The organism is Bifidobacterium sp. M0307, from assembly GCF_016100445.1.
Taxonomy (GTDB): domain Bacteria; phylum Actinomycetota; class Actinomycetes; order Actinomycetales; family Bifidobacteriaceae; genus Bombiscardovia; species Bombiscardovia coryneformis.
This window is the reverse complement of the sequence record NZ_JACFSL010000001.1, coordinates 1,023,177-1,043,409: the sequence shown is the minus strand read 5'-3', so window position 1 is coordinate 1,043,409 and position 20,233 is coordinate 1,023,177. Positions and strand designations below refer to the sequence as shown.

The following is a 20,233-nucleotide window of genomic DNA, read 5'->3' as shown; positions in this document are numbered from 1 at the left end:
CATGACAGCCATCGTCGGCCAGGGGGCCATACACATCTTCCCGGTGATGACCGGTTTCAAAGCATCCGTCTCCAAAGGCGTGAAGTTTGCCGGCGAGGCCGGTGCCAAGGCCCTGGCCGACGCGTTCAAGGGCTGCGGCACAGGCATAGGGCGCACCCTCGGTAAGGAGCTCCAGTCCAGCATGGACAGGCTGACCCGGGACCTGTCCAGCACTGGTATTGACAAGCTTCGCGCGGATACGGCAGCGGGCGTCAAGCAGCTGGAAGCAGCCCAGTCCTCCCTATCCGCTGCCACGAGGACCGCAACAGAAACGACTGAGCATCAGACCGGCGTCCTGGGACAGCTCACGGCCCAGATCGACTCGTTGATCGGCAAGACCGGTAGCCTGGGCAGTGCTTTGAAGACCAGCTACTCCCTCGCATCCTCCGGGATTAGCGCAACACCTTTCATTTCATCCATCTCCTCCAGCCTGTCACTCCTAACTGGGGCCATCGCCAAGGCCCTACAGGACCTTTCCCTGGAGCTGACGAAGAGCGTAGCAGAAGTCGGGCAGGGGGTGTGGGCCGAACTCACCCGTGTAGGGACCCTCGTCGGGTCGTGGGCCACGAACCTGGTTTCGACGGTCGGGGCCGGTCTGTCGACGCTGGCCTACTCTGTCGCAGGGTTCTTTCAACCGGTGGTCTCATCGGTGTCCTCCGCAGTCGGCAGTATTGGCGCGGTTCTCTCCACGTTCTCAGGACCTGTGATCTCGGCCTTCGGGAACGTCTCGTACCAGGCCCTTGCCCTGTTCCAATCCACGGGGCAGAAGATTTCATCAATGTCCTCCACTGTTGCGGACGGTGTGGGGCGGGCGCTCCTGTCAACCGTGTCCATCGCAGAATCCGTCTCTTCCCAGGTGTCCGCCATCGCCTCACGGGCGGCTTCCGCTGTCTCCTCCGCATTCTCAACTCTCTCCTCGCAGACCTCAGCCGCGGCGGCATCCATCATGGCACCCTTGTCGGTGGTCGGGCAGAAGGCGGGAGAGTTCCTGTCCCCGGCTGTCAGCGCGGCAGGACGGGACATGACGGCTGTCGAGGGGCACGTATCTAACTTTGCGTCCTCCGCGGGAACGATGTTCCTCAATATGGGTTCCGCCATCAGCACCCCGTTCCAGGGTCTGGGGACCAGGTTCAAATCGGCTCTGTCCCCCATGATGCCGGCTGTCACACAGCTGGCATCGTCCCTCGGCGGCGCGCTCGGAGCCACCGTCGGCAAGATCAAGGGTGGATTTTCCGAGATCCCCCCAGCGGCCAAGGCGGCGTTTTCGCTCGTCATGGAGGTCGGGAAGGTGGTCGCCGAAGGCCTTGGCAAGGCGTTCGCCGTCGCCTTCTCGGGTATTGGCAAGATACTCGGTTCTCTGGCAAGCATGGTTACCTCTGCCTTGTCGGGCATAGGTAGGGGCATCGCGTCCGCCGTCAGCAGTGTGGGACAGACCGTCAAAAGCTTTGCCACCGGAGCTGTGGCCGCAGGGGCCGACAGCATAGGCGCGCTCATTAGCGATGGCTTCAGTCATATGAAAGGCATCGATGATCTCCAGGCGGCATGGAGCCGTATAGGCCAGAACCTGCAATCGGGCCTGCTCCCCAGACTTGCACCGTTGCTCAATGCCATTACCCAGGCCCTCGCACCAATCGAGGAGAAAGCCTCGGCCATAGGGGCCGCTTTGGGAGACAAGATCGGCCCGGTAGTGGACTGGCTGACCGACAGGTTCCGCGGATTCGGCGAGAACTCCGACGCACTCACCGGCAAGCTTGCATCACTCAAGCCGATCCTGGGGCCGCTCACGGCGGCATTCGTGGCCCTCGGCTCCGAAGGGCTCGCAGGCCTGCTCACGCGGGTGCCGGTAGTCGGCGGTATGCTCGGCGGCCTCAATGGACCGTTGAAGATTCTCAGCGGGCCGGTCGGCGTACTGACCGCAGCCGTCATCGGACTGGCCGCGACAGGCGGTGACATGACGGCGTTTAGTGGACAGGTGTCCAGGATGGCGGACGGCATCGCTTCGGGAATACCCAAGGCGGCGGAGTCGTTCGCTGGGATGGTGCCCGCCATCGTGCGCGCACTGGGCACGGCACTACCGGCGCTCTTGGATGCTGGAACCAGTCTCGTCAACGGTCTGATTTCAGGGGTCATGAGGTCTTGGCCGACACTGGCGCAGTCGTTCGGCGAGATTCTCGACAGCCTCGTGTCGGGACTGACACAGAGCCTCCCCGATATGGCGACCGCCGCCACTGACCTGATAAGCATGCTCGCACAGGGACTGGTGGACGCGCTGCCCGCTATCACCACGGCGGCCATGACCATCGTCAAGACCCTGGCCAAGGCCATTGCGGACAATATGCCCGCCATCATCACTGCGGCGACTACGCTCATCAAGGGCCTGGTCGATGGATTCACCACAAGTCTTCCGCAGCTTATAGAGGCGGCCCTGACCATCGTCAAGAGCCTGGCCCAGGGAATTGTGGACAACCTGCCCTCTCTGATTGAGTCAGCGCTCAAGCTCATACAAGGCCTGATCGAGGGAATCGACCAGGCTCTGCCGCAGCTGGTGGACGCGGCCTTGGACATCATCGCAGCCGTGGCCCAGGGGCTGATCGACAACCTTCCCCTGATCCTCGAAGTCGCCGTGCAATTCGTGGAAGCCTTGGTGAGAGGAATTGTTGACAATCTCGACAAGATCATCGAAGCCGCCTGTCAAATACTCGAAAATCTGGTAACGGGACTTATCAACAACATGCCAGAGATAACAGAAGCTGGACTCAAGATAATCTGGGCGCTCGCCGTTGGACTTATCAAAGCCATCGCTTACATCCTCGATGCGGTTGTCAAGATAGTCGAGGCCATATGGAACGGCATCCTCAACGCGGACTGGGGCGAGGTGGGCAGGAAGATCATCAACGGCCTGGTTGATGCCGCGCTCGCCCTCGGCGAATGGTGCGGTCAGATGTTCGGCAATGTCAAGGACTGGATCCTGGGCGCGTTCAGCGGTGCGGGTTCCTGGCTGAGCGACATCGGCAGGAATGCCATCGAGGGTCTGTGGCGGGGCATGGAGAATGCCAAGCAGTGGCTCAAGGACAGGATTGCGTCCGTGGCCGATTGGATACCCAAGTGGATCAAGGACCGTCTGGGCATCCACTCGCCCTCACGGGTGATGGCGAAGCAGGTGGGTCCCTTCATCCCCGCAGGCATCGCAAAGGGTGTCGAAGATGGCGCTCCTGCGCTCTATGACTCGGTGACCCAGATGGCTGACATGGCCGCACGTAAGGCCAGGTCTACGGTCGTCGCCATGCGGATTGGTGCCAGCGTCTCGGCGGATGGTCCGTCCTCCCAGGGCGGACACCCAGGCAAGGGGGCTCCTGCTTTCGCGCAGGAGGTCAACATCACCAACTATGGGGTGAGCAACCCCTTCGTCGAAGGCACCATCCTCGGTCGCCAGCTGGCGGCTGCGGCGATGCAGACGGTAAGGAGTCAATGATGGCTGACGCGTATCTCTACGACGGTGACCGTACGGTGCGATTCCATGGGGGCCGGTCCCGGCCTCCGGATGGGCGCGGCGTGATGATCGCCAAGGAAGGCATCGAGGGGTGGCTGTCCACCCCGCCGATCAAGACCGAGCTGGTGGAACGAGCATGGGGCAACGGCGCACACGATGTCCCCGCGGACGGTATCTCGTATTCCGCGCGCACCGTTACCATCCACATCGACCTTGTAGGCACCCTCCGTTCCGAGCTGCAGGCCCTGGCGCGGCAGGTGAACTCCATGAGCGGTCGAATGCTACGACTGCGAGTGGCTGACGAGGGCGAGGACACGTATGTCGAGTGCTATCTGCGCTCGGAGTACGGGTCGGACTGGAGCCGTCAGCTGCTTTCAGGCACGCTCACCTTTGTGTGTCCGAGACCTGAACGTCTGGCTTGGGAGGCGCAGACTGGACAGATCGTCGCCCCTGAGGCCACGCCTGGCGGGCTGTCGTACGGCGATGGGGGGCGTGGACTTGCATACCCGCTGGATTACGGGGTGCAGTCTGCCGACCAGAGCAGGCTTCTGTTGCGCAACGCGGGCACCACCTGTGCCTACCCGGTACTGACGGCCAACGGTGACTGGCCCGATGGTCTCCTGTTCATGTGGGGCAAGGGCGGCGGCCTTGAGTGGAGGGGGCGCGTGAGCCCAGGCGTGCCTCTGGTTCTGGACTGCCGTTCGCAGACCGCCACGATGGGCGGTGTGGATGTCAGCAGGGGACTGGTGCGGCGCGGTTTCCCCCAAATCGAGCCGGGCGGTGACATCATGCTTCGTCTGCTGAGTGCAGGCGGCGGCTGGGTGGACGTGCTTACGTGCGACACCTACATCTGACAGGCAAGCGAAATACATATAGAGGAGGTTCTTATGGTGACGGCTTTGGGTGTTGCCCAGGACGTAGATGGCAACGGACTTGATGCGTTGACGCACCGCCGCATCCTGGCGGCGCACTACGAAAATACGGGCGTGGTCGAAGGGCTGGAGGTGTCCGGCGACTCCGGACTCCGGTACAAGGCGGCTTCCGGGGTGGCTGTATGTTCCGACGGCCTGGCGGACGGGTTTGTGGAGGCGTACTGGCCTGGCGGGCCGACTGAGGAGGCTGTGTCGGCGGGAGACAGCGCCTACCCACGCATCGATACCGTCTACCTTTTAGCGGACACCAAGGCTGGCGGCCAGGTGAGCCTGCACGTGGCCGAAGGGACACCGTCCGCATCAACCCCGATGCCTGACCTGCCGTCAGGTGCGTTGCCGCTACGGTCCTTCGTCATGCCAGCGGGTGCGGCCTCCACGATGTCGGCCACATATGCGCAGAGCATGGAGTACGCCATCCCCTACGGAGGGTCGCTGGGCAGGCTGGGCTACGCACAGCGGACGGACACGGACGGCCTGCAGTGGGCCAGCATGGAGCAGCACCAGTTGTCCCTGACGACAAGCCGGCTTTCCACGGATCGCCTGGTGGACGTGGTGTGGGCCTACAGGGCGTCCACGTCGGGCGGGATAGGTTCGTTCGTGGCGAACCTGTACGTCGACGATCAGCCGGTCAGTGACGGCAAGGACGAATGCGCGGTGTTTGAACCCTGGGCGCGCCAGTCGTGCCGCTGGCGGGTGGCGTTGGCGGGCGGGGACACGCACAAGGTGCATGTCGCCATCAAGCCTGCTGTCAGCAGGCCGCGCTGGTGGTGGAGGGGGTTCCGGTCGCTCGAAGTGACCGATGTGGGGGTATCCAGGTGAGCTGGAGACACTACATCTGCGACGCCCGCGATGGACGGATCGTATGCCCCATCGACATCCCCAGCTTCCAGTGGGAGTCCAGTGGGCGGCAGCAGAGCTTCAACACGTCGACCAGGGAGATGGGTGACCGGTCGGCCAGTAACCTCACCGTCCCCTGGACGGCGGTCCCGGCTGACGACCCCATCGGGCGGAACCGGATGCTGGACTCGACCAGGCGGGCCCTGTGCGTGTGCTGGAAGGATGACGACACGGATGACCGGATAGGCGATCCCGTCCTATGGGGAGTCATCGGGGCCCGCCAGGACAGACAGTCCGATACCAGCTTCCCTCTTGAGTCACCTTTGGACATGCTGTCCGAGCGCATCGCGGTACGCGAGGGGACGTTCAAGGACGGATACAGCACCGACACGGTAAGTTACAACGGGCTCTCGTATCGGGCCATCATGAGTGACATCGGGCTGCTGGCTACGAGCCGCAAACAGGGTGGTGAACTCCCCATCGACTGGCCGTACGCGAACGAGAAGGGAACCAGGGAGAAAAGTTCGCTCCACGCATGGAACGTCCAGAACAACAAAGCAGACAAGCTCCTGACTGACATAGCCAATCTCGTCAACGGCCCCGATTTCGCCTTCGAACCCTATCTATCGGACCAGCAGCACATCCGGGTCAGGTTCGTGGCAGGCTCGGACGCCGACCTCGGACTTTATGCCGGAGCAACCCCCATCGAACTGACCTACTATCCAGGCACGGGCCATCTTAATGACCTCCAGGTGTCCCACGCCGCCCCGATTCAGAGGTGGTACGCCAGCGGTGCGGGAACCGATGAGGCGACGATAACCGCATATGCGGAGGACATGGCCGAGGTCGTAAGCCGCATGGACCCACAGATACTGCGTGAAAGCGCATACTCGGACACCGACACGGAGAACGTGGACGTGCTCAAGGACCATGTGCGGTCACGCCTTGCGGCGAACAAGCGCAAACTCATCCAGATATCGGCGGACATCGACTTCTCCGACACCGCCGCAGGTGGGATCCGTTGCTCGCCCGCAACCCTGCGCCCGGGAATGCCGGCCACACTCCACATTGGTGGCTTCCCGAGTCTGCTGGACGGCGACTACCCCGGAACGATCATGAAGATCTCTGGCAATCAGACCACAAAGGCACGAATCACCTTCGATGTCATGGACAACCCGATCCAGTAAGGAACAGGAATGGTATACCACCCAAACCTCACACTCAGCCCAATGGAACAGGTGCTGGCCGCCACCACCGACGCGCTCACCTCCTCGTCCCATCAGCAGACGAGTCTCTCGGCGAGCACCGCCTGGCATAACGTTGATGGTTCGCGGACCTTGGTAGGCCCCGCAGCGGGGAGCGAGGGCATCGTGCAGTGGGTGGGGGACACGACCGCCCCGGGGGTTCCGTCCGGCATCGATGTGGAATCGGCGGCGGGCATGGTGATGGTGTCCTGGGACGGCACCCTTGAGGGCGGTGTTCCCGCCGATTTCGACCATGTGCAGGTCCTGGTGGATAACGTGGAGGCGGGCAGAATGACGGCTCGTGGCACGCTGGCCCTAGGCCCATACGAGGTCGGGTCTTCGCATTCGGTTTCCGCTGTGGCATGGGATGACGCGCACGGTGAGGACGGCAGCCCCGCCCCCAACGGCAGCGAACCCACCGCGCCCGTACAAGTCGTTGTGTCGGGTGCCGACATCGACCCGGAGCGTCTGGGCATCGAACGCACCAGGAGCGAGACGCCGCCTCAAGGCGAGGGCAAGAACCGCGGTGATCTGTGGATGCAGTACGGGACGGGGGATAAGCCGGCCCTTGTGGCCGAGTGGTGGTGGGACGGGTCCGAGTGGGAGCCGATTCCGGTCGCCATGTACTTGGACCAACTGTCCGCACGCGACGTGCAGGTGGATGCGGCGGTCATCGGCCTGCTGTGCGCGGGTATCATCCGGTCAGGCTCGTTCACCACGGCTGATGGGCTGGTGGGCTTCGACAAGTCGGGCTTCTGGGCCAAAGACGAGGACGGTAACACTCTGTTCAAGGCGACCGGGGATGGCGTGCATGCGGTCGGTGGGTTGCAGACTGCTTCGAGCGGGGACCGTGTACAGCTGAGCCAGACACTGATCCAAGGCACCAAGACGGGCGGGCTGCAAGGCATCGGCGACGACAAGACGCACCCGTACTGGCTGATATGGGGGACCCATTCGGACGAGTTCGACCGTCTGTCGATGGGCACCAGCCCGCAGCAGCCCCAGTTCACGGCTGTAGCGAGCCGCGAAGGCGACTCAGCCTCGATGGTGGCGGGCAGAGTGGACCTCGCCGGGGGCAGCATCAACATGTATACGTCCAGAGTGACGGTGAATGAACTGCCTGCCGGGTTCAAGGACTACAACCCTTCCTCCTACCTGGGCTGGTCTGCGGACTACGAGGACTATAACGGCGCTACCCGCCTGTACAAGAGGGCCGGGGTGTACTTCCTGGAACTGAACATCAAGGTGAGGACAGGGGTCGTTCCCTCACAGAAGACCATCCCCGTGGTGCGCCTGGACCCGTCGATCATGCCCGACCACAGCCTGGACGTGCTGGCCTACGGCACCTCGTACGCCATGGGCCGCTTCCATGTGTTCGGACCAGGGGAGAGCCAGCCGCAAGGCACCATCAGCATCGGTACCGCGAATACGACCGCCAACTTCTTCAGTGGCCAGATGTTCTGGGCGGAGGCACGATGAATGAAGTGCTGATCGATCTGGTGGAGAACCTGGTGTCTCCCATGCTGATACCCGTCCTGACCGGTGTCTGCGGCTGGCTGCTGAACGGGCACCGCAAGGAGGAGGAGCGGGACCGTGCCGTGGAGGCCGGGCTACGCACACTCCTACGTGCCGAACTGCTGGAGATCCATGCCAGGTACGTTCCCTTGGGCAGTATCCCGCTGGTGGCCATGGAGGAGGTGGAGCGCATCTACCAGGCGTACCACAGCCTGGGCGGCAATGGGACGGGCACGAAGATCTATGAGGAGATTAAGGTCCTGTCAACCGTGGGCTGACCAGTCCCTTCCTCCATGCATGCCACTCCGTCCGGGTGGCTTTTCTTTTATCCCTTTGAGAGGAGGTCGTATGCGGCTGCCGAGATTGAAGACCGTCGCTCTGTTCTGCCTGACCTTGCTGGCCGTGGTCGCGGTCGGTGCGGTGGTGGTGGCGGCGGTCAGGCTGACGTTGTCGTGGTATGTGGGACGGCTCCTGGCGTTCTGCCTGGCGCTCATGTTGCTTACCGCCTGACCGCGTTCACGCGGTTCCGTTTTTGTTCGTGCCGCCCGCCTGGGTGGCGTTTTCCTGCGAGGAGGTATCCATGTCCTACCAGGACATTACCCAGTACAATGCCGCCTGTTTCACGCCCGGCAGGCCGTATGGCATCACATCCATCACGATCCACTGGTGGGGCGACCCGAGCGACGTCCCCACTTTCGATGGCGTCATCCGTACGTTCACGTCCGGTGCGCGCGGCACGTCCGCCCACTATGTGGTCGAGGACGGGCGTGTGGCCTGTCTCGTTGCCCCGGGTGACCGCGCCTGGGCGTGCGGGGACGGCGTGGGCGTCGGGTCGGGCGGCAACGACACGAGCATCTCGATAGAGTGCAACCCCCGCCAGAGCGACGGGGATTACCGGACGGTCGCCGAACTGGTGCGGGACCTGCGCGCCGTGTACGGGGACCTGCCCCTGTACCCGCACAGTCGCTGGTTCAACACCCGGTGCCCCGGCACTTATGACCTGTCCAGGATCGACCGGATCGCCCGGGGCCTGCCTGACACCGGACATACACCCCCCGCCCTTATGGGCACGTCCAAGGTCCGGCCCGGCCTCGCCGCCCATGTCCACTACCGGCTGCATCGGCAGGGCGGAGACTGGCTCGACGAGGTGACCGACTACGGGCCGGGCGACGAGGGGTTCGCTGGTCTACCCTGCTCTGCCCACGACCTGCTGACCGTGCGCGTGGATGAGGGCAACCTGCGCTACCGGGTCCACATGCTGGGCGGAGACTGGCTCGACTGGGTGGACCGCTCCGACATCAACGACACCGTGAACGGGTGCGCGGGCGTGCCGGGACATGTGATTGACGCAGTGCAGCTTCACTACGCGACACCGGCAGGGCGCACCCTCGCCCAGGCCTGGTACCGCAGTCAGACCGCCGCCCGCCAGGGATGGCTGCCCACCGTCTGCGATGACGGCACCAGCTATGGCGGGGATACCTTCGCGGGCATGTTCGGCGAACCTCTGGACCGCCTCCAGATCGCCATCAGTGACGGCAACCCCTTCTGACTGAGAGGAGACACTCATGACCGACCCTGAGACCATGCCCCGGCACGCCGCTCCCTGCCTGCCTCGGTCGCAGTCAGGCCTCGCCAACTGGGCCAAGGCCGCCGCCGTACGCGCGGTCAAGACCGCAGCCCAGGCGGCCTTGGCGGCTGTACCCGCCAGCGCCGCGACCATCGGCACGGTGGACTGGTCCCTGGTGGCCGGCACCGCTGCCCTGTCCGCGATGATGAGTCTTTTGACCAGCATCGCCGGCCTACCCGAGGTGGATTCCGGTGCCAGTGTCCGGCAGATGGCCGGCAGATAGATTGTGCCCTCGGTCGTCCGGCCGGGGGCGGAAACAATAGGAGGATAAATGAAATCAATGAATGGAGGTGATCCTGGTGGCGAGTGTCTCAAAGTTCATTGAGCGCATGAGATATTGGTGCGTGCAGGCCAACATGGGCTATTCGCAGTCCGACCGGTGGCATTTCGATCCCGCCGCCGGTAACTGTGACTGCTCTAGCCTGGTCATTCACTGTCTACGTGAGGCCGGTTTCGACACCGGTTCAGCCAATACGACCAGGGATTTGAGTGCGAACCTCACCGCTCGCGGCTGGGCGAGGGTGTCAAACGACGGGAATCCCTATCCGGGTGACATCCTGCTCAACGATGCCAACCATGTGGCCGTGTACATCGGCGGGGGCCTAATCGCCCAGGCTTCCGTCAGCGAGACCGGAGGTATCGCCGGTGCCCCCGGCGACCAGACCGGTGGTGAAACCAATGTGAACAATTACTATAACTTCCCGTGGAACTGCTACCTGCGGTGGACGGGGAACAACGATTTACAAGGAGAAATTGATATGCCAGTGAAGACTGATCCGATCAACTGGGACGGCATGAACACGACCGTGGAGTACGCTCTGCAGGACATCAAGCACAAACTGGATGCCTTGGGCAATGCCCAGAACATCAGCGATAAGATCTGGTTCGGGCCCGGCAACGGTGTCCTTGAGGAGACCCCGCTGTATGCGCTGCGGGAGATTCGAAACAGCGTCAATTCCAAACTCAAGTAGACTGACTCTCCCGGCGTTCTGTTACACGATGGGGGTCGGGTAGCTGTACGTGCACCCTCGCTCCGGGAGACCGGAGCGAGGGTGTTTTCTGCGTTTAGGAAGCGCTGAAAGAGGGTAATCAGCGTTCAATGGGGGCCTGTTTGATGGTCAGCCGGCCTTCCAAGAGCAGTTTGTGCAGCAGGTTCCTGCCGTGGTCTTCATTGTCGAGAGTGGTACCGTAAGCGGTGATGAGACGATTGACCTTCTCGAACATCTCCTCCTTCACGTCTTTCCCCTGGACCGTTTCATTTGAGCGGTTCTTGTTGTAGTAAAAGACCAGGTGCGTATCGCTCTCGTAAAGGTTCACCTCGTCGAATATGGCCTGGAAATACGAGTAGTCAGCATCGCCAAGCGAATGCCCGAAGAACTTGATTACCCCCGTCGCACTGCCGGGGAACCCTGCAACGTAAGGGTGGACCAGCGTTTGGTGCGGTCTGCCGCTCAGTGCCATGAGTCGGTAGGTCTTGGTGAATTTGACCGTGCTGGTGTAGTAGGGCTGGCCCAGACCTAGGTCCTTACCGTCCATACCGAAGATGATGTTGTGGTTTTCCGCCAGCCCATGGACGTTCAGCATGTCAGATGGGATATCTGAGGATGTCGGTATTGGCTGCGTGTAGTTAAAGTTGAGCGCGGTATCTTCTCCGTCGAGTTCTTCGCATGGTATGTTTTGCGTGGATTCCCTCTGATTGAGATGTACCCGGTCGGCCGCCAGCGTATTTAACAGCTTTGCGGCTTTGACCGCGTACCAGATGTTGTTTTCCTGTTGTTTTCTCAGGTAGTCAGCGAATATTTCCTCAAAACGATGCAGTTCCTCCAAGAGGACGGACAGGATTGAGGCTGGGTCCCCTTCCTTTCCGGTCAGGTACACATCTCGTGCGAAGAAGTACACTGCTCTCTCAGCTGTAGTTTCTATGCCAGGCCAATTCGGGTATCGCATGGAACGTATATGCTGCATGTGTTTTGAGCAGGGGGTAACCATGGTCCCCGTTCCGTAGTCCACCCATGTTCTGATGCACTCCTCGACGTCGTACCACGTTCGCTCCTGTTCATCCTCTTTCAGGATGTAATCCCACGCGGTCAGACCCATCTTCTTGAGCACGAGTGCTGAGCCATCCTCATCTGACAGCTCGCCATACGGTTCGTCCGGGCTTTTGCGTAGCGACGCCGAGTCCACGTCCCACGTCAAGGACGCTTTCTCCATTAGCTGGTCTCTTGGTTTCATGAAATCAGTGAAGGCTGACTTCAGTCCGCATTGAAGGTCGAATCCGTTGCCGAGAACCAATAACTGGTCGTGCTTGCCCACTGCTGACCCCTTCCTCTTCATCTCCGGTGGCGTCGTTGCCGGCTCTACCGTGCGTCCCGCATGGTAGAGCATACCCTCGCGCGAGAACCCGGGGCTGTCACAGGGGCCTTGCGGATGTGCTTTTGCGTCGTTGACAGATCTCAGGGACTGACGACGTATCATCCGGGTACGGTCTACTCCCTTCGATGATGTTTCACAGATACCCGACAACCATCCCGACTACATCCCCGCTCCTCCGACCAGAGGGCACGACTCATGGCCCTCATACACAAGCGCCTCGACCAGATTATCGACCAGGAACACCAGCTGTGGCTGACCAGACAGGAACGCGAACGCCTGGCCGGACTGCACCAGCAGGTGAAAGCGGACATCGCCTCCATCAGGTACGGGGCCAGGGAGAGCGAGGTAATGAGGCTGGAGCGCAAGTATGGAACACACCGTTGAATTTCGTTTTGCCGATTATGGGTCACACATTTGGTTTGTTGGTCTCGGAATCTACATACAGTAAAACCCCTGCTTCCCTGTTGGGAGTAGGGGTTTGAGGTGGGGTGGCTAACGCGGCTCGAACGCGCGACCTCCTGAACCACAATCAGGTGCTCTACCGACTGAGCTATAGCCACCATGGAACGAACACGTCACACGAGTCCGTACAACAAACGATAACTATACACGATATCCGGATTTGGCACGCCGGGATTCCAATCTAAGTTCAGGCATCCAGAGGGGGGAAACGGTCCACGCTATGAATTGTCGCCGTAATCATAGTGATTCGGATCAATCACTGGTTTCCAAGGCTGCTCTTATCGGGGCATAATCTGCAATGAGGTCGTCCAGGCTTTTGGCCGCGTTGGCTGGGCTGGTCGAGGGAAGATTCACCATGGTTACATCGAGCCCGATGGCATCGAGAGCCGGCTGGCAGTAGCGGGTGTAGAGCTGCCCCGCCTTCCGTCCTGTGGTGAATACAGTACGGATGGGGGCCGCAGTCAGGATGCTGCTGATATCGGTGGGGACTACGTCGGTGATGCTGGCGTCGCTGGCTCCATGGATGTCACATTCCTGGATGACGTCCCAGAGGGCTATATGATGCTCGAGCGCAAACCGCCGGCGTACGTCGGGGTCCGGTTCAGGTACAGGGCTGTCGAAGAGAGCGGCCAGTACCGGCCAGAAACGGTTGCGTGGGAACATGTAGTAAAAGCCGGCCTTGCGGGACATGAGGCTGGGCATGGAACCGAGAATCAGCACCTGAGACCGTGAATCCCACACCGGGCCGAAACCATGGGTCACATGTTGCATTGATACCGTCTCATGATGGGCGGTCGATGATGAACCCTGTTTGCGGTGTGTTTGCCGTGAAGGAGCCATACAACAGTTCTACCCTCGCATGAGTATTTCGCCGGGGTAGGGAAGAGCGCGTCAAGGAAAAGTGGCACCACGGTGGGCTGGGATGCCACCCTAGTATTAAAGGAACAGCCCCACTCCATGAAGGGCGGATGTGATTGGCCCGGCAGTTCCGATGGTCACCAAGAAGACTACAAGGCTGGCTATGCTCTCGACCATGCCTACCTGCTTGATGGGGATACGTCGCTTCCTGGCGATTGCAGGCAGTGCTGCGGCGCGAATCACCAGTATGAGCGCCGCGAACAGGGGCCAGAATCCGACCTCGGGCAGGATTAGCGCGGCACCGATTGTCAGCATCAGATTCCATACCACGGAGGCCACCGTGCACCATAGGTGCTTGCGCTCGCGAACCAGGGACTTCACATAAAGAACCGATCCGAACTCGGTATAGGCGAAGATAAGCGTAGCCACCAGACCGACTGGGGGAAATGCCTGTGCGGGGAAGAGTCCTCCGCTGAAGCAGTTGACGGCTGGATTGGGTGGGCAGCCGAAGTATCCGCCAGGGGAGTGGGTCGTCTGTGACTGGGGGCCGGACCCGAGCGAGTAGGCAATCAGGCATAGTGTGCAGGCGGCGATGATGGATACCAGGTTGTTCCACCAGGACCGCTCCACACGTCTCCAGGCGGCCAGGAAGGTCAGGGCCGCCAGGACCGTATATAAAGGAACCCATCGCAGAAGACCGGGTGTGGTAACCAGCAGGGCAAGACCGAAAACGCCGGTCACGGCTGCATAGGCGGCAACGGGAGGCAGGAAGCGTTTGGACATGCGGGAGGTCAGCCACCGTGCGGTGGTGAATTCCATGCAATAGCAGAGGACCCATGCAAGAAGCAGGAGGAGGTTGCGCCAGGAGACACCTCCCATGAACGTTCCGGCCAGTGGCGGCATAAGGGCCATGGCCCATGCACCAGGTTGGTTCGGGATCCACCGGCGGAGCGTATTCGAACGGGTGCCGGTTGGTTTCCGGTCGGACTGTTGGGGCTTGGCAAGCGTAGCCCCTCCAACGGCGCTCGCGTGACCATTGCTGCCGCTTGTGGTGTCTCTTTCCGGTCCCTGGTTCATGGTCTCCACCATATGCCTTCGCGGGATTCCGAACAAGGAAAAGCCTCGCGAAACGCTTCCTTACGAGCCGACTGCCACCTAGTCTGGAATCGTCATCAACCAGTCGATTCTGGAGGTGCACAGCAATGGGCGAGGTAAGAATCAAGCGGGTCTACGAGGAGTCGGACAAGGAGGATGGGGTCAGGATCCTGGTGGACCGCCTCTGGCCGCGAGGGGTCAGCAAAGAAGCCGCGGCCCTGGACGGCTGGCTCAAGGATGTGGCACCGAGCCCTGGCCTGCGTACATGGGGAGCGGGCTTGTCCCGCGTGATGGTATACTGATAACTTGTGTGTGCCGGCAGCATGCCTTATGTCACAGGTGTGTGGGCCGGGATATCCCCAAGTCCGTGGATTGCAGACAGTAATGTCCTGCAGGAGGGCAAGGGGCCATCGGGCCGGTGGACAGTGGCTGATTTCTCCCGTCTGTTCGGGTGACTGTGGCTGCAGTGTGGCGGCCTCACAGAGGAACGAACAAGAGTGACACCTACTGAATCGGAGAGAATCAGTTGCCAACAATTGAACAGCTCGTCCGCAAAGGACGTAAGGCCAAGCCTCGCAAGTCGAAGACCTTGGCACTGAAGGGCAGCCCGCTGCGTCGTGGCGTCTGCACCCGTGTGTACACCACCACCCCCAGGAAGCCGAATTCGGCACTGCGTAAGGTGGCCCGTGTCCGCCTGAGCTCCGGTGTGGAGGTCAGCGCCTACATTCCTGGTGAGGGTCACAACCTCCAGGAGCACTCCATCGTGCTGGTGCGCGGCGGTCGTGTGAAGGATCTGCCCGGCGTGCGCTACCACATCGTGCGCGGTGCGCTGGATACCCAGGGAGTCAAGGATCGCAAGCAGGGACGTTCCCTGTACGGAGCAAAGAAGGCCAAGTAAACCATGTCACGTAAAGGACCAGCCAAAAAGCATCAGCTCCTGCCCGATCCCATCTACGGTTCGACCGTGGTGGCCCAGCTGATCAACAAGATTCTGCTTGACGGCAAGAAGTCCATCGCCGAGGACATCGTCTACACGGCCCTGGAGCAGGTCAAGGAAAAGACCGACCAGGAGCCTGTGGCGGTGCTCAAGCGCGCCCTGGACAACATCCGTCCCAGCTTGGAGGTTCGCAGCCGTCGTGTCGGTGGCGCCACCTACCAGGTCCCCGTTGAGGTCAAGCCCAACCGTGCGAACACGCTCTCCCTGCGCTGGCTGACCGATTACAGCCGGGCCCGTCGTGAGAAGACCATGTCCGAGCGTCTTGCCAACGAGATTCTCGATGCTTCCAACGGTCTGGGCGCAGCGGTCAAGCGTCGCGAGGACACCCACAAGATGGCCGAGGCCAACAAGGCCTTCGCCCACTATCGCTGGTAATCAGAAGAGAGCGAGAACACAGGATTATGGCACAAGACGTGCTCACGGACCTGACCAAGGTCCGCAACATCGGCATCATGGCCCACATCGATGCCGGCAAGACAACGACGACGGAGCGCATCCTCTACTACACCGGCGTCAACTACAAGATTGGTGAGACCCACGACGGCGCCTCCACCATGGACTGGATGGACCAGGAGAAGGAACGTGGCATCACGATCACCTCCGCCGCCATCACGGCCTTCTGGAACCGTCAGTCGCACGACACCAAGGACACCTTCCAGATCAACATCATCGATACCCCCGGCCACGTGGACTTCACGGCCGAGGTGGAGCGCTCCCTGCGCGTCCTCGATGGTGCCGTCGCCGTCTTCGACGGCAAGGAGGGCGTTGAGCCCCAGTCCGAGACGGTCTGGCGTCAGGCCGACAAGTACGGCGTGCCCCGCATCTGCTTCATCAACAAGATGGACAAGCTGGGTGCTGACTTCTACTACTCGGTCGACACCATCAAGGACAAGCTGGGTGTCAAGCCCCTGGTCATGCAGCTCCCGATCGGTGCGGAGAACGACTTCCACGGCGTGGTCGACCTGATTCGTATGGTCGCCTACTACTGGAAGGACGAGGCCGATCTGGGTGCCAAGTACGACACCATCGACATCCCCGACGATCTCAAGGACAAGGCCGAGCAGTACCGGACCGAGCTCATTGAGGCCGTCGCCGAGTCCGACGAGGCGCTCCTGGAGAAGTACCTGGGTGGCGAAGAGATCTCCGAGGAGGAGATTCGCAAGGCCGTTCGTAAGATGACGATCGACCAGACCGCCTTCCCGGTCTTCTGCGGCTCCGCCTTCAAGGACAAGGGTGTGCAGCCCATGCTGGATGCCGTTGTCGACTTCCTGCCCAGCCCCGAGGACATTCCCGCCATCAAGGGCTACAAGGTTGGCGACGAGTCGGTTGAGATGGACCGCAAGCCCAGCGTGAACGAGCCCTTCTCGGCTCTGGCCTTCAAGGTTGCGACCCACCCCTTCTACGGCAAGCTGATCTATGTCCGGGTCTACTCCGGCAGGATTGCCCAGGGCGACACCATCCTGGATTCCACCAAGGGCAAGAAGGAACGCGTCGGCAAGCTCTTCCAGATGCACTCCAACAAGGAGAATCCGGTCGACGAGGCCATCGCCGGTAACATCTACGCCTTCGTCGGTCTCAAGAGCGTCACCACCGGTGACACCCTGTGCGACGAGAAGGAGCCGGTGGTGCTGGAGTCCATGACCTTCCCCGATCCCGTGATCGAGGTGGCCGTGGAGCCCAAGACCAAGGCCGACCAGGAGAAGATGGGCGTCGCCCTCCAGAAGCTCTCCGAGGAGGACCCCACCTTCCAGGTCAAGACCGATGAGGAGTCGGGCCAGACCCTGATTTCCGGCATGGGCGAGCTTCAGCTCGACATCCTGGTTGACCGCATGCGTCGTGAGTTCCATGTGGAGTGCAACGTGGGCAAGCCCCAGGTCGCCTACCGTGAGACCATCCGCAAGCCCGTCATGAACCAGGAGTACACCCACAAGAAGCAGACCGGTGGTTCCGGTCAGTTCGCAAAGGTGCTCATGAACTTCGAGCCCCTGGACACCACCGAGGGCGAAACCTACGTCTTCGACAACAAGGTCACCGGCGGCCACATCACCAAGGAATTCATCCCCTCGGTCGATGCTGGTGTGCAGGAGGCCATGGAGTCGGGCGTTCTGGCAGGCTTCCCGGTTGTGGGCGTCAAGGCGACCCTGACCGATGGTCAGATCCACGAGGTCGACTCCTCGGAGATGGCCTTCAAGATCGCCGGATCCATGTGCTTCAAGGAGGCCGCTCCCAAGGCCAAGCCCGTGATCCTTGAACCCATCATGGCTGTCGAGGTCCGTACTCCCGAGGAGTACATGGGCGACGTCATGGGCGACATCAACTCCCGCCGTGGCTCCATCCAGTCCATGACCGACGCCACCGGCGTCAAGGTCATTGACGCCAAGGTGCCCCTGTCGGAGATGTTCGGGTACATCGGCGATCTCAGGTCCAAGACCCAGGGACGCGCCATGTTCACCATGCAGATGGACTCCTATGCTGAGGTCCCCAAGGCCGTCAGCGACGAGATCATCAAGGCCCAGCGCGGCGAGTGATTCGTCAGGTCCGCCGACACGGCGGACCGCACCGTCAGGCGTTTTCTGTCACCAGTCAGCGCTACACTCTTGTAGCGCTGACTGGGCGGAGGGCATAACTGGCAAAGAACCCAATTACCCAGTAATATGTAGCGAGTGCTCTGTGCGTGGTTCGTGCAGGCAAACTACGAACGTCCAGGAGGACAAACACAATGGCAAAGGAAAAGTACGAGCGGACCAAGCCGCACGTTAACATCGGCACCATCGGCCACGTCGATCACGGTAAGACCACCCTGACCGCGGCCATCTCCAAGGTGCTGCACGAGGAGTTCCCTGATGTGAACCCTGAGTATGATTTCGCCGCAATCGATGCTGCTCCGGAGGAGAAGGAGCGCGGCATCACCATCAACATTGCGCACATCGAGTACCAGACCGAGAAGCGTCACTATGCCCACGTTGACTGCCCCGGCCACGCTGACTTCGTCAAGAACATGATCACCGGTGCCGCCCAGATGGATGGCGCCATCCTCGTGGTCGCCGCCACCGATGGCCCCATGGCACAGACCCGTGAGCACGTTCTGCTGGCCCGCCAGGTCGGCGTGCCGAAGATCCTGGTTGCGCTAAACAAGTGCGACATGGTCGAGGACGACGAGCTGATCGAGCTGGTCGAGGAAGAGGTCCGCGACCTGCTCGACGAGAACGGCTTCGATCGTGATTGCCCCGTCATCCGCACCTCCGCCTACGGCGCTCTGCACGATGATGCCCCCGATCACGACAAGTGGGTTCAGACCGTCAAGGATCTGATGGATGCCGTCGACGACTACATCCCCACCCCTGTCCACGACCTGGACAAGCCCTTCCTGATGCCCGTCGAGGATGTCTTCACCATCTCCGGCCGCGGCACCGTGGTGACCGGCCGTGTCGAGCGCGGCAAGCTGCCCGTGAACTCCACCGTGGAGATCGTCGGCATCCGCGACACCCAGTCCACCACCGTCACCTCCATCGAGACCTTCCACAAGCAGATGGATGAGGCCGAGGCTGGCGACAACACCGGTCTGCTCCTGCGCGGCATCGGTCGCGAGGATGTCGAGCGTGGTCAGGTTCTGGCCGCCCCCGGCAGCGTGACCCCTCACCACAAGTTCGAGGGCGAGGTCTACGTGCTGACCAAGGACGAGGGTGGACGTCACTCGCCGTTCTTCTCCAACTACCGTCCTCAGTTCTACTTCCGCACCACCGACGTGACGGGTGTCATCACCCTGCCCGATGGTGTCGAGATGGTCCAGCCCGGCGATCACGCCACCTTCACCGTCGAGCTGATTCAGCCCGTCGCCATGGAGGAGGGTCTGACCTTCGCTGTTCGTGAAGGCGGCCACACCGTTGGTTCAGGTCGAGTGACCAAGATCATCGACTAGTAGCTGTACTCGGGCGGGATTGATTCCCATCCGAAACTGAAGGGTCCGGTGCGCTTCGGCGTTCCGGACCCTTTGCCTTGCTTAGCCGGTCGTACGCGGACTGCCGATAGGGGAGATTGCCCCGAAGGTTCGTGTGTTCATGCACCGTGGCATAATAGGCGAGGATTCAACGCGAGCAGGTCATCCCCATGGGAGGGCCGTTTGGGAGCTGGAGGAACGGGCCGAGCGTCGGCCCTTGCGGATTCCCGCCCCAGTCATTCATGAGATAGGTGGTATCAAGGTGGCACAGACTTCAAACGACATCAAGAACGGATCGGTCATCAACCTGGACGGCAAGCTCTGGACCGTCATCAAGTTCCAGCATGTCAAGCCCGGCAAGGGGCCGGCCTTCGTCCGCACGACCATCAAGGATGTTCTTTCGGGCAAGATCGTCGACCGTACCTTCAATGCCGGTATGAAGATGGAATTCGAGACGGTGGACAACAGGACCATGCAGTTCTCCTACCGTGATGGAGACGCTTTCGTCTTCATGGATATGAACACCTACGATCAGGTCAACATCCCCGCCAGCCTGGTCGGGGACCAGGAGAACTACCTGCTTGAGGGCACGGACTGCATCATCAGCTTCCATGACGGGAACCCCCTTTCCGTGGAATTGCCGGCCTCCGTGGTCCTGACCGTGACCGAGACGGAGCCTGGTGTGCAGGGCAACCGCTCCAATGCCGGTACCAAGCCCGCCACGGTCGAGACCGGAGCCGAAATCCAGGTTCCCCTCTTCGTCGGGCAGGGTGAGAAGGTCAAGGTGGATACCCGCGACGGTTCCTACCTGGGCCGCGAGAACTGAG

19 protein-coding genes, 1 tRNA gene and 1 pseudogene are annotated in these 20,233 nt (G+C 61.4%); 17 read left to right on the top strand and 4 right to left on the bottom strand.

Annotated features, from left to right (window positions below; all coding sequences use genetic code 11):
• Position 1: 1 nt before the first annotated feature.
• The 10 genes from H3V08_RS04205 (at position 2) to H3V08_RS07515 (ending at position 10,655) form a co-directional block, all read left to right on the top strand.
• Positions 2-3,511: a phage tail protein gene (locus H3V08_RS04205; protein ID WP_198181698.1), complete on the top strand. Its 3,510-nt coding sequence runs from the start codon at positions 2-4 to the stop codon at positions 3,509-3,511.
• Entirely contained in the window at positions 3,508-4,383 is an 876-nt protein-coding gene (locus H3V08_RS04200) for a phage tail family protein (RefSeq protein ID WP_198181697.1), read from the top strand. Before H3V08_RS04205 ends, H3V08_RS04200 begins: the two co-directional genes overlap by 4 nt.
• 33 nt (positions 4,384-4,416) lie before the next feature.
• Positions 4,417-5,280 carry a hypothetical protein gene (locus H3V08_RS04195; protein ID WP_051875687.1) on the top strand — a complete coding sequence of 288 codons (864 nt, stop codon included), beginning with the start codon at positions 4,417-4,419 and terminating at the stop codon, positions 5,278-5,280.
• Positions 5,277-6,485, top strand: coding sequence for a hypothetical protein (locus tag H3V08_RS04190; protein ID WP_198181696.1), 1,209 nt, complete (start codon positions 5,277-5,279; stop codon positions 6,483-6,485). The genes H3V08_RS04195 and H3V08_RS04190 overlap by 4 nt, the downstream gene beginning before the upstream one ends.
• Positions 6,486-6,527: 42 nt before the next feature.
• Positions 6,528-8,021, top strand: coding sequence for a hypothetical protein (locus H3V08_RS04185; protein ID WP_198181695.1), 1,494 nt, complete (start codon positions 6,528-6,530; stop codon positions 8,019-8,021).
• A complete protein-coding gene (locus tag H3V08_RS04180; protein WP_051875686.1) occupies positions 8,018-8,335 on the top strand; it encodes a DUF2170 family protein in 318 nt (105 codons plus the stop codon). The genes H3V08_RS04185 and H3V08_RS04180 overlap by 4 nt, the downstream gene beginning before the upstream one ends.
• Positions 8,336-8,405: 70 nt before the next feature.
• Positions 8,406-8,567: a hypothetical protein gene (locus H3V08_RS04175; protein WP_198181694.1), complete on the top strand. Its 162-nt coding sequence runs from the start codon at positions 8,406-8,408 to the stop codon at positions 8,565-8,567.
• A 43-nt stretch (positions 8,568-8,610) separates the two neighbouring features.
• Positions 8,611-9,606 carry a peptidoglycan recognition protein family protein gene (locus H3V08_RS04170; RefSeq protein ID WP_198181693.1) on the top strand — a complete coding sequence of 332 codons (996 nt, stop codon included), beginning with the start codon at positions 8,611-8,613 and terminating at the stop codon, positions 9,604-9,606.
• 16 nt (positions 9,607-9,622) lie between these two features.
• Positions 9,623-9,907, top strand: coding sequence for a holin (locus tag H3V08_RS04165; protein WP_198181692.1), 285 nt, complete (start codon positions 9,623-9,625; stop codon positions 9,905-9,907).
• Positions 9,908-10,013: 106 nt separating this feature from the next.
• Complete coding sequence (locus tag H3V08_RS07515) at positions 10,014-10,655, top strand: NlpC/P60 family protein (RefSeq protein ID WP_232340118.1); 642 nt, start codon at positions 10,014-10,016, stop codon at positions 10,653-10,655.
• 118 nt (positions 10,656-10,773) lie between these two features.
• On the opposite strand, the gene H3V08_RS04150 is transcribed toward H3V08_RS07515, so the two are convergent.
• Positions 10,774-12,159, bottom strand: a complete 1,386-nt coding sequence (locus H3V08_RS04150; RefSeq protein ID WP_198181691.1) for an AbiH family protein — start codon at positions 12,157-12,159, stop codon at positions 10,774-10,776.
• 93 nt (positions 12,160-12,252) lie between these two features.
• On the opposite strand from H3V08_RS04150, the gene H3V08_RS04145 reads away from it, so the two are divergent.
• Positions 12,253-12,441 carry a hypothetical protein gene (locus H3V08_RS04145; RefSeq protein WP_198181690.1) on the top strand — a complete coding sequence of 63 codons (189 nt, stop codon included), beginning with the start codon at positions 12,253-12,255 and terminating at the stop codon, positions 12,439-12,441.
• Between the two features lie 100 nt (positions 12,442-12,541).
• On the opposite strand, the gene H3V08_RS04140 is transcribed toward H3V08_RS04145, so the two are convergent.
• From H3V08_RS04140 to H3V08_RS04130, 3 genes are all read right to left on the bottom strand, one after another.
• Positions 12,542-12,617 (bottom strand) — tRNA-His (locus H3V08_RS04140).
• Between the two features lie 154 nt (positions 12,618-12,771).
• Positions 12,772-13,290 carry a DNA-deoxyinosine glycosylase gene (locus tag H3V08_RS04135; protein WP_232340115.1) on the bottom strand — a complete coding sequence of 173 codons (519 nt, stop codon included), beginning with the start codon at positions 13,288-13,290 and terminating at the stop codon, positions 12,772-12,774.
• A 165-nt stretch (positions 13,291-13,455) separates the two neighbouring features.
• Positions 13,456-14,454 carry a YwiC-like family protein gene (locus H3V08_RS04130; protein ID WP_198181688.1) on the bottom strand — a complete coding sequence of 333 codons (999 nt, stop codon included), beginning with the start codon at positions 14,452-14,454 and terminating at the stop codon, positions 13,456-13,458.
• A 125-nt stretch (positions 14,455-14,579) separates the two neighbouring features.
• Here H3V08_RS04130 and H3V08_RS04125 point away from each other — a divergent pair.
• The 6 genes and pseudogenes from H3V08_RS04125 to efp form a co-directional block, all read left to right on the top strand.
• A pseudogene (locus H3V08_RS04125) lies at positions 14,580-14,741 on the top strand (DUF488 domain-containing protein); the annotation flags it as partial.
• Between the two features lie 257 nt (positions 14,742-14,998).
• Entirely contained in the window at positions 14,999-15,370 is a 372-nt protein-coding gene (gene rpsL, locus H3V08_RS04120) for a 30S ribosomal protein S12 (protein ID WP_198181686.1), read from the top strand.
• 3 nt (positions 15,371-15,373) lie between these two features.
• A complete protein-coding gene (gene rpsG, locus H3V08_RS04115) occupies positions 15,374-15,844 on the top strand; it encodes a 30S ribosomal protein S7 (protein ID WP_033490414.1) in 471 nt (156 codons plus the stop codon).
• Positions 15,845-15,870: 26 nt separating this feature from the next.
• Positions 15,871-17,997 (top strand): elongation factor G, encoded by a 2,127-nt coding sequence (gene fusA / locus H3V08_RS04110; protein ID WP_033490412.1) that lies wholly within the window; start codon positions 15,871-15,873, stop codon positions 17,995-17,997.
• A gap of 191 nt (positions 17,998-18,188) precedes the next feature.
• On the top strand, positions 18,189-19,388 hold the full coding sequence (tuf, locus tag H3V08_RS04105) for an elongation factor Tu (protein ID WP_033490410.1): 1,200 nt from the start codon (positions 18,189-18,191) through the stop codon (positions 19,386-19,388).
• Positions 19,389-19,668: 280 nt separating this feature from the next.
• Complete coding sequence (efp, locus tag H3V08_RS04100; protein ID WP_033490946.1) at positions 19,669-20,232, top strand: elongation factor P; 564 nt, start codon at positions 19,669-19,671, stop codon at positions 20,230-20,232.
• Position 20,233: the final 1 nt, after the last annotated feature.

Excerpts from the sequence above, each read along its gene's own strand:
- H3V08_RS04205 (WP_198181698.1), top strand. The coding sequence starts at position 2 with ATGACAGCCATCGTCGGCCAGGGGGCCATACACATCTTCCCGGTGATG.
- H3V08_RS04200 (WP_198181697.1), top strand. The coding sequence starts at position 3,508 with ATGATGGCTGACGCGTATCTCTACGACGGTGACCGTACGGTGCGATTC.
- H3V08_RS04195 (WP_051875687.1), top strand. The coding sequence starts at position 4,417 with ATGGTGACGGCTTTGGGTGTTGCCCAGGACGTAGATGGCAACGGACTT.
- H3V08_RS04185 (WP_198181695.1), top strand. The coding sequence starts at position 6,528 with ATGGAACAGGTGCTGGCCGCCACCACCGACGCGCTCACCTCCTCGTCC.
- H3V08_RS04180 (WP_051875686.1), top strand. The coding sequence starts at position 8,018 with ATGAATGAAGTGCTGATCGATCTGGTGGAGAACCTGGTGTCTCCCATG.
- H3V08_RS04175 (WP_198181694.1), top strand. The coding sequence starts at position 8,406 with ATGCGGCTGCCGAGATTGAAGACCGTCGCTCTGTTCTGCCTGACCTTG.
- H3V08_RS04165 (WP_198181692.1), top strand. The coding sequence starts at position 9,623 with ATGACCGACCCTGAGACCATGCCCCGGCACGCCGCTCCCTGCCTGCCT.
- H3V08_RS07515 (WP_232340118.1), top strand. The coding sequence starts at position 10,014 with ATGAGATATTGGTGCGTGCAGGCCAACATGGGCTATTCGCAGTCCGAC.
- H3V08_RS04150 (WP_198181691.1), bottom strand. The coding sequence starts at position 12,159 with ATGATACGTCGTCAGTCCCTGAGATCTGTCAACGACGCAAAAGCACAT.
- H3V08_RS04145 (WP_198181690.1), top strand. The coding sequence starts at position 12,253 with ATGGCCCTCATACACAAGCGCCTCGACCAGATTATCGACCAGGAACAC.
- H3V08_RS04135 (WP_232340115.1), bottom strand. The coding sequence starts at position 13,290 with ATGCAACATGTGACCCATGGTTTCGGCCCGGTGTGGGATTCACGGTCT.
- H3V08_RS04130 (WP_198181688.1), bottom strand. The coding sequence starts at position 14,454 with ATGAACCAGGGACCGGAAAGAGACACCACAAGCGGCAGCAATGGTCAC.
- rpsG (WP_033490414.1), top strand. The coding sequence starts at position 15,374 with ATGTCACGTAAAGGACCAGCCAAAAAGCATCAGCTCCTGCCCGATCCC.
- fusA (WP_033490412.1), top strand. The coding sequence starts at position 15,871 with ATGGCACAAGACGTGCTCACGGACCTGACCAAGGTCCGCAACATCGGC.
- tuf (WP_033490410.1), top strand. The coding sequence starts at position 18,189 with ATGGCAAAGGAAAAGTACGAGCGGACCAAGCCGCACGTTAACATCGGC.